This window comes from Frankia sp. CgMI4, assembly GCF_001756285.1.
Lineage (GTDB): Bacteria > Actinomycetota > Actinomycetes > Frankiales > Frankiaceae > Frankia > Frankia casuarinae.
Window position 1 is genome coordinate 45,717 of sequence record NZ_MAQZ01000052.1, and the last position, 7,010, is coordinate 52,726.

General features: G+C 69.4%; 6 protein-coding genes. 1 reads left to right on the top strand and 5 read right to left on the bottom strand.

All coding sequences use genetic code 11. The features are described 5' to 3' along the window. Window positions 1-97: 97 nt before the first annotated feature. The 3 genes from Manayef4_RS07250 to Manayef4_RS07260 all read right to left on the bottom strand — a co-directional run bounded on the left by Manayef4_RS07250 (window position 98) and on the right by Manayef4_RS07260 (window position 3,581). Window positions 98-1,129 carry a rod shape-determining protein gene (locus Manayef4_RS07250; RefSeq protein ID WP_070131068.1) on the bottom strand — a complete coding sequence of 344 codons (1,032 nt, stop codon included), beginning with the start codon at window positions 1,127-1,129 and terminating at the stop codon, window positions 98-100. A gap of 436 nt (window positions 1,130-1,565) precedes the next feature. Beyond that, window positions 1,566-1,979: a nucleoside-diphosphate kinase gene (gene ndk, locus Manayef4_RS07255; protein WP_070131069.1), complete on the bottom strand. Its 414-nt coding sequence runs from the start codon at window positions 1,977-1,979 to the stop codon at window positions 1,566-1,568. Window positions 1,980-2,150: 171 nt separating this feature from the next. Further along, window positions 2,151-3,581 carry a dihydrofolate synthase gene (locus Manayef4_RS07260; protein ID WP_070131070.1) on the bottom strand — a complete coding sequence of 477 codons (1,431 nt, stop codon included), beginning with the start codon at window positions 3,579-3,581 and terminating at the stop codon, window positions 2,151-2,153. Between the two features lie 177 nt (window positions 3,582-3,758). Between Manayef4_RS07260 and Manayef4_RS07265 the strand changes: the two genes are divergently transcribed. Next, window positions 3,759-5,078 carry a Mur ligase family protein gene (locus Manayef4_RS07265; protein ID WP_070131077.1) on the top strand — a complete coding sequence of 440 codons (1,320 nt, stop codon included), beginning with the start codon at window positions 3,759-3,761 and terminating at the stop codon, window positions 5,076-5,078. A gap of 66 nt (window positions 5,079-5,144) precedes the next feature. Here Manayef4_RS07265 and clpX read toward each other — a convergent pair whose 3' ends face one another. Beyond that, window positions 5,145-6,431: an ATP-dependent Clp protease ATP-binding subunit ClpX gene (gene clpX / locus Manayef4_RS07270; RefSeq protein WP_011435651.1), complete on the bottom strand. Its 1,287-nt coding sequence runs from the start codon at window positions 6,429-6,431 to the stop codon at window positions 5,145-5,147. 362 nt (window positions 6,432-6,793) lie between these two features. Beyond that, a partial coding sequence (locus tag Manayef4_RS07275) for an ATP-dependent Clp protease proteolytic subunit (RefSeq protein WP_175443338.1) occupies window positions 6,794-7,010 on the bottom strand: 217 nt, incomplete at its 5' end.

The following is a 7,010-nucleotide window of genomic DNA, read 5'->3' on the forward strand; positions in this document are numbered from 1 at the left end:
GGCGACGGCCACGCGGCACCAGGCACCGCTCCGGCTATATCCAATGGGAAGGGATCGGTCCAATGGGAAGGGATCGGCAAAGGCCCTGCGCAAGCGCCTAGCGCCGCGGCTCGGAGATCAGTACCTGCTGTAGGGCCTCGAACTCCTCCACACACTTGCCCGACCCCATTGCAACCGAATGCAGTGGATTCTCCGCGATGTGGATCGGCATGCCGGTCTCCTGCCGCAGCCGCTCGTCGAGACCGCGCAGCAGCGCCCCGCCGCCGGTGAGGACGATGCCGCGGTCCATGATGTCGCCGGAGAGCTCCGGCGGGYAGCGGTCGAGGGTCACCTTCACCGCGTCGATGACCGCGTTGACCGGATCCTCGATCGCCTTGCGGATCTCCTCCGCGGTCACCACGATCGTCTTCGGCAGTCCGGTGATCAGGTCACGCCCACGGATCTCGGCGCTGGGCTCGTCGGGAACCTTGTGCGCCGACCCGATCGCCATCTTGATCTCCTCGGCGGTGCGTTCGCCGAGCATCAGCGAGTACTCCTTCTTGACGTAGGAGATGATCGCGACGTCGAGTTCGTCCCCGGCGGTACGGATCGACTKGCTGGTGACGATGCCGCCCAGTGAGATCACGGCGACCTCGGTGGTACCCCCGCCGATGTCCACGACCATGTTGCCGGTCGGCTCGTGCACCGGCAGACCAGCGCCGATCGCCGCGGCCATCGGCTCCTCAATGATGTAGACCTTGCGGGCGCCGGCCTGATAGCCGGCGTCCTTCACGGCCCGCTGTTCCACGCCCGTGATGCCGGAGGGCACGCATACGACCAGCCTGGGCTTGGCGAAATGGCGCCGCCGGTGCACCTTCTGGATGAAGTAGCGCAGCATCCGCTCGGTCGTCTCGAAGTCGGCGATGACGCCGTCCTTCAGCGGCCGCACGGCCACCACGTTGCCGGGCGTCCGGCCGATCATCCGCTTGGCGTCGGTTCCGACGGCGAGGATGCCCGAGGTGGTGGTATTGATCGCGACCACGCTCGGTTCGTTGAGGACGATCCCGCGGCCACGCACGTACACCAGCGTGTTGGCGGTACCGAGGTCGACGGCCATGTCACGACCGAGGAACGACAGCGAACTGGACATCGTCGGGTACCGACCTTCCCGGGGGATGCGGTCCTGGCCGCCTCCGGCGCGACCGACAGGCACGGCCTACCGAGGAGCCGGAGAAGCGCGTGGAACACGTACAGAGTTCGTAGATCGGACAAGACGACCCGGGCGCCCACCGGGAATTCGACCACGGCCACCGACCACGACCCTGTCGGTTACCGCGACCCACCGGACACGCTCCGGGCAAGTACTTGAAGGGTAGACCGACACCGGGCCCCTCGCCGCCCCGGTCGGTGATGGGCCGGTTTCGTGTCACCCTTGGGCCGGAACCGCCCTGCGCACACCCATGAGTCACGAGGGCGACACGCCCACGGTCCCGGCCCGGCCAGGCCAGGCCAGGCCACCCGAAATCCGACCGGAGGCGTCTCGATGCGTCTCGGGAACGCCCCGGTCGGTGTGAACGGCTACGCGGTCAGCTCAGGCCCGGGAAGAAGAGGTCGATCTCCCGCTTGGCAGACTCCGGCGAGTCCGAGCCGTGCACGAGGTTCTGGCCGATCTCCAGCGCGTAGTCCCCACGCAGCGAGCCGGGCGCGGCCTTGACCGGATCGGTTGCGCCGATCAGCCCACGCGACGCCTCCACCGCACGCGGCMCCTCGGCCACGAGGGCCACCAGCGGCCCGGAGGTGATGAAGTCGACCAGTTCACCGAAGAACGGCTTGCTGGCATGCTCTCCGTAGTGCGTCTCGGCGACGGACCGCTCCAACGTGCGCAGTTCGAGCGCCACCAGAGTGAGCCCCTTGCGCTCGAGCCGGCCGACGACCTCACCGACGAGGCCACGGCTGACGCCATCGGGCTTGACCAGGATGAGGGTGCGCTCGACGGACACGGTACTCCTTCTCGATCATCGACTTCGTCGTCCTCGACGAGGGACCCAAGGATCCCTCGCCAACTTACAGGGTGCCCACGTCCGCACCGTGACGGGACCGCGGCGTCCCGGGAACGCCCCGCAACCGCATCAGGAACGCGTCGGGAACATGTCGGAAAACCCAGGAGGACGTCACGGACGCAGCAACGCCCGGGCCCGACCCACGACGGAGGCCGAACCGGTGACCACCACGCCGGCGCCACCCAGATCGGCGTCCTCCTMGGCGAGGCGCACCCCGGCGTCGAGCGCGTCGTCCAACCGGGGTACGACCTCCACCCGGTCGGAGCCGAAGACACCCACGGCGACCGCGGCGAGACCGTCGACCGGCAGCCATCCGGGCCCAGCACCGGCGGTGACCACCACCGTGTTCAGGACCGGCTCCAGGACGGCCAGGAGCTCCGCTGCCTCCCGCTCGGCGGCACCGTCCCGCTCGGCGGCACCGTCCCGCTCGCCACCACCGTCCCGAGCGGCGGCACTCTCGACCTCGCGCTCGATGGCGATGACCCCGACAAGGACGTCGAAGGTGAACGCCTCGTCGAGCGCCGCGGCCAGCGCGCCCGCCGCCACAGGCGAGCCGGCCACGTCAAGAATGATCGTCGGGGACCGGCGGACGACCTCCAGCCGGCCCCGGGAGTCCACCTCGGCAAAACCGGCGCGGACCGCATCGACGTCGAGTTGGTTGCGCCCGCCGCCGAGGAACGCCTCGACCGCGGCCAGCGCGACCGCCGCGTTATGGGCCTGATGCGCGCCGTGCAGCGGCAGGAAGATCTCCTCGTAGGTGCCGCCCAGCCCCTTCAGCGTGATCATCTGCCCCCCGACGGCCACCTGCCGGCCGAGTACACCGAACTCCAGCCCCTCCCGGGCGACCATCGCCCCGGTCTCGGCGGCGCGCCGCAGCAGCGCCTGCGCGGCGGGCAGGACCTGCTGGGCCAGCACGACCAGGGTGTCGGCGCGGATGACTCCCGCCGTCCGCGTGGTGATCCGGTCCAGGCCCGCCGCCGGCTCCCACTCGCCCACCGCCACGGGGGTGACGACCGACACCGGCGCGTCGAGCAGTGCGCTCAGCTCGCCGGCGTCGTCCCAGCCGGACTCGATCACGGCGAGGTCGGCGGGGGCGTCGGCGAAGGCGGCGAAGGCCACGGCGGCAAGCAGCTCGAAGGCGCTCAGCCGGCCGTCATCCTCGATCAGCGGCAGGTACGGCGCGATATCGGCGTAGGCGCGGCCGAGGACGTCGGAATCGATCGTGGCGTCGRCCAACCCCACCCGCTGCTCGGCCCCGAGCCAGCCCGGCGAACTCAACGATCCCGCGCGGATGCCGAACGAGTGCAGCAGTGCGGTGATCGCGGACACCGTGGAGCTCTTCCCCACCGAACCGGTCACCACGATGCTCGGAAGGGCCCGCTGCGGCTGGCCGAGCAGATCCAGCAGACGGCGCAGCCGGTCGAAGCCCGGCCGGGCGCGGATGTCGCGGCGTTGGGAGTACTCGGCCGCGAACGCGCGTGGACCCTCCCGCTCGTGATCAGGAGCATGGGTGGTTCCGGCGGTCCCGGCAGCGCCTGTCACATCCCCGATGGTACGGCCCGATGGGACGGGTCCACCGGGTTCACTCCCGCCTACGCAGGTGCCCACGCCGGTACCCGCGCTCCCCCGCAAAGGACGCGTCCGGCGCACCTGTCCGCGGACTACTGTCGACCCCAGGTCGAAGGAGGGCGAAACCAGCCGGTGAAGTGGAACCAGCCTGTGAAGTGGACGTACGAGTCGGCGTGGGCCGCCCTGAACAACACGGTGGATCTMGAAAAGCAGACGATGCCGGCGGGTCGGCCGGTGCCGAGCCTTGACCGGATGCGGGAGCTGGCGGGCCGGCTCGGGGATCCGCACCGGGCGGTTCCGCTGATCCACCTGACCGGCACGAACGGCAAGACCTCGACGGCGCGGATCATCTCGGCGCTGCTGGGCGCGGCGGGGCTGCGGGTGGGGCTGTACACCAGTCCGCATCTGGAGCGGGTGAACGAGCGTCTGGTCGTCGACGRCCGACCGATCGGCGACGAGGAGTTCGGACGCTGCGTGGGCACCGTCCTGGACGCGGCCGCCCCGATGAGTGGACGGCCCACCTTCTTCGAGCTGCTGACGGCCACCGCCTTCCGATGGTTCGCCGACCTGGCCGTCGACGTCGCCGTGGTCGAAGTGGGCCTGCTCGGTCGCTGGGACGCCACGAACATCGCCGACGGGCGGGTCGCGGTCGTCACCAGCATCGGCGCTGATCATCTGGACTACGCCGGGAGTATGGCGGGCGTGGCCCGCGAGAAGGCCGGGATCGTCAAGCCCGGCAGTCACCTGGTGCTCGGCGAGGTGGACCCCCGCTTCGACGACATCTTCGCCCGGACCCCGGCCACGGACGTCCTGCGGCTGGGTCGGGACTTCGCCGCGGTCGCCGGCCACCCGGACGCGGCGGGTCGACGGGGCGGTTTCCGCACCCCGCAGGCGCGCTACGACGACGTGCGACTGTCCCTGCACGGTTCCTATCAGGATGCCAACGCGGCGTGCGCCCTGGCCGCCGTGGAGACCTTCGTCGGTCATTCCCTCCCCGACGTCGTGGTCCGGACCGGTCTCGGGGGCGTCCGGGCGCCGGGACGCCTGGAAATCGTGCGCGCACAGCCGCTGTGCGTGCTTGACGGGGCGCACAACCCGGCAGCGGGCGCGGCGCTCGCCCGGTCCCTGCGTGAGGAGTTCCCCGGGCGAGAGTGGACCGTCGTCTACGGGGCRCTGCGCGGTCACGACTACGAGGGGACTCTCGCGGAACTGCGCCACCAACCGATCAGCTCGCTGATCGCCTGCGAACCGGCGTCACCGCGGGCCATCCGCGCCGAGCACCTGGTCTGCGCGGCGCGGGCGCGGGCGATGCCGGCCCACGCCGCATCCGACGTCGGCTGCGCCGTCCGCCACGCCCTGCGGGACGCGGCGGGGCCGGGTGGGGCGATCCTGGTGACCGGGTCCTTCTACCATCTGGCTGAGGCCCGCCGGACCCTGACCGCGCTGGACCCGACGCACGGAATGCACTGAGTGACCCGACGCGCGGGCCGCGCCGAGTCGCACGGGACACGCCGAGTGGGCGCCGGGTAGGCGCCGTCAGGCCGACTTCTCCTGGCGGGGAGCCCGCTTGGACACGACGTCGCGCGGGACCAGCGTCGGATTGACGTGCTCCAGCACGACCTCGCGGGTGACGACGACCCGGGCCACATCCTTGCGGCTCGGGATGTCGTACATCACCGAGAGCAGGACCTCTTCCATGATTGCCCGCAGCCCACGAGCACCGGTCCCACGCAGGATCGCCTGGTCCGCGATGGCCTCGAGCGCGTCCGAGGTGAAGTCGAGGTCGACGCTGTCCAGCTCGAACAGCCGCTTGTACTGGCGGACGAGGGCGTTCTTCGGCTCKGTGAGGATGCGGATCAGCGCCTCACGATCCAGGTTGGACACGCTGGTGATCACCGGGAGCCGGCCGATGAACTCCGGAATCATGCCGTACTTCAGCAGGTCCTCGGGCATGATGTCGCCGAAGACATCGGATCCGTCCGGGTCGTCCTTGCCGTGCAGTACGGCGCGGAACCCCAGCGACTTCTTGCCGATCCTCGACTCGATGATCCGGTCGAGCCCGGCGAACGCCCCGCCCACGATGAACAGCACGTTCGTCGTGTCGATCTGGATGAACTCCTGATGCGGGTGCTTGCGCCCGCCCTGTGGCGGCACGCTGGCCGTGGTGCCTTCGAGGATCTTCAACAGGGCCTGTTGCACGCCCTCACCGGACACGTCCCGCGTGATGCTCGGGTTCTCCGACTTCCGGGCGATCTTGTCGACCTCGTCGATGTAGATAATCCCGGTCTCGGCCTTTTTGACGTCATAGTCGGCGGCCTGAATGAGTTTGAGCAGAATGTTCTCGACGTCTTCCCCGACGTAGCCCGCCTCGGTCAGCGCGGTGGCGTCGGCGATGGCAAACGGGACGTTGAGCATTCGCGCGAGAGTCTGGGCGAGCAGCGTCTTGCCGCAGCCCGTCGGCCCGAGCAGCAGGATGTTGCTCTTCGCGAGCTCGACCTCGCCCTTGCTCCCGTCACCGCTGGATCCGCCCGCCTGGACCCGCTTGTAGTGGTTGTAGACCGCGACGGAGAGGGTCTTCTTCGCCGTCTCCTGCCCCACCACGTAACTGTCGAGGAACTCGTAGATCTCGCGCGGCTTGGGCAGTTCGTCCCATTTGAGCTCGGAGGATTCGGACAGCTCCTCCTCGATGATCTCGTTGCAGAGATCGATGCACTCGTCGCAGATATAGACGCCAGGGCCGGCGATGAGCTTCTTCACCTGCTTCTGCGACTTACCGCAGAACGAGCACTTGAGCAGGTCACCGCCATCACCGATGCGTGCCACCGAGGACTCAGTCCCTTCGTCCAGACGATGGTGTCGCCTGCATGTCAGGGGCGGTTGACACCGCCCAGTCGTCGCGTGTCTGCCTGCAACCATCCCCGTGGGGACGGTACCCCGCCGAGCCGTCCGGTGAGAGCCCAATCGCTCGGCTCATACCGGTCAGCCTACGGTCACCTTGGCCGCCCTCGCCCGTCCACGCAGTCCCATTAGGCCATCGCGTCACGGACGAGAACCGCTGACCGGGTTTCACCGCATCGGCGCGTCGGGTGTGGTAGCGGCCGACGGCCGACGACCGCGGGCCGGCCTCACGAGACGTCACGCCTCGCGAGGCTCCGACCGCGGGCTCGGACCGCCGGCCCGGCACCTCAGCGAGCGGTGGCGAGCCGGGAGGACTTCCGGGTCTTGATGACCTCGTCGATCAGGCCGTACTCCTTGGCCTCGTCGGCACTGAAGATCTTGTCACGCTCGATGTCCTTGCGGATGTCCTCTTCCTTCTTGCCGGTGTGGACGGCGAGCATCCGCTCCAGCAGAGACCGCATCCGCAGGATCTCCCGCGCCTGGATCTCGATGTCGCTCGACTGG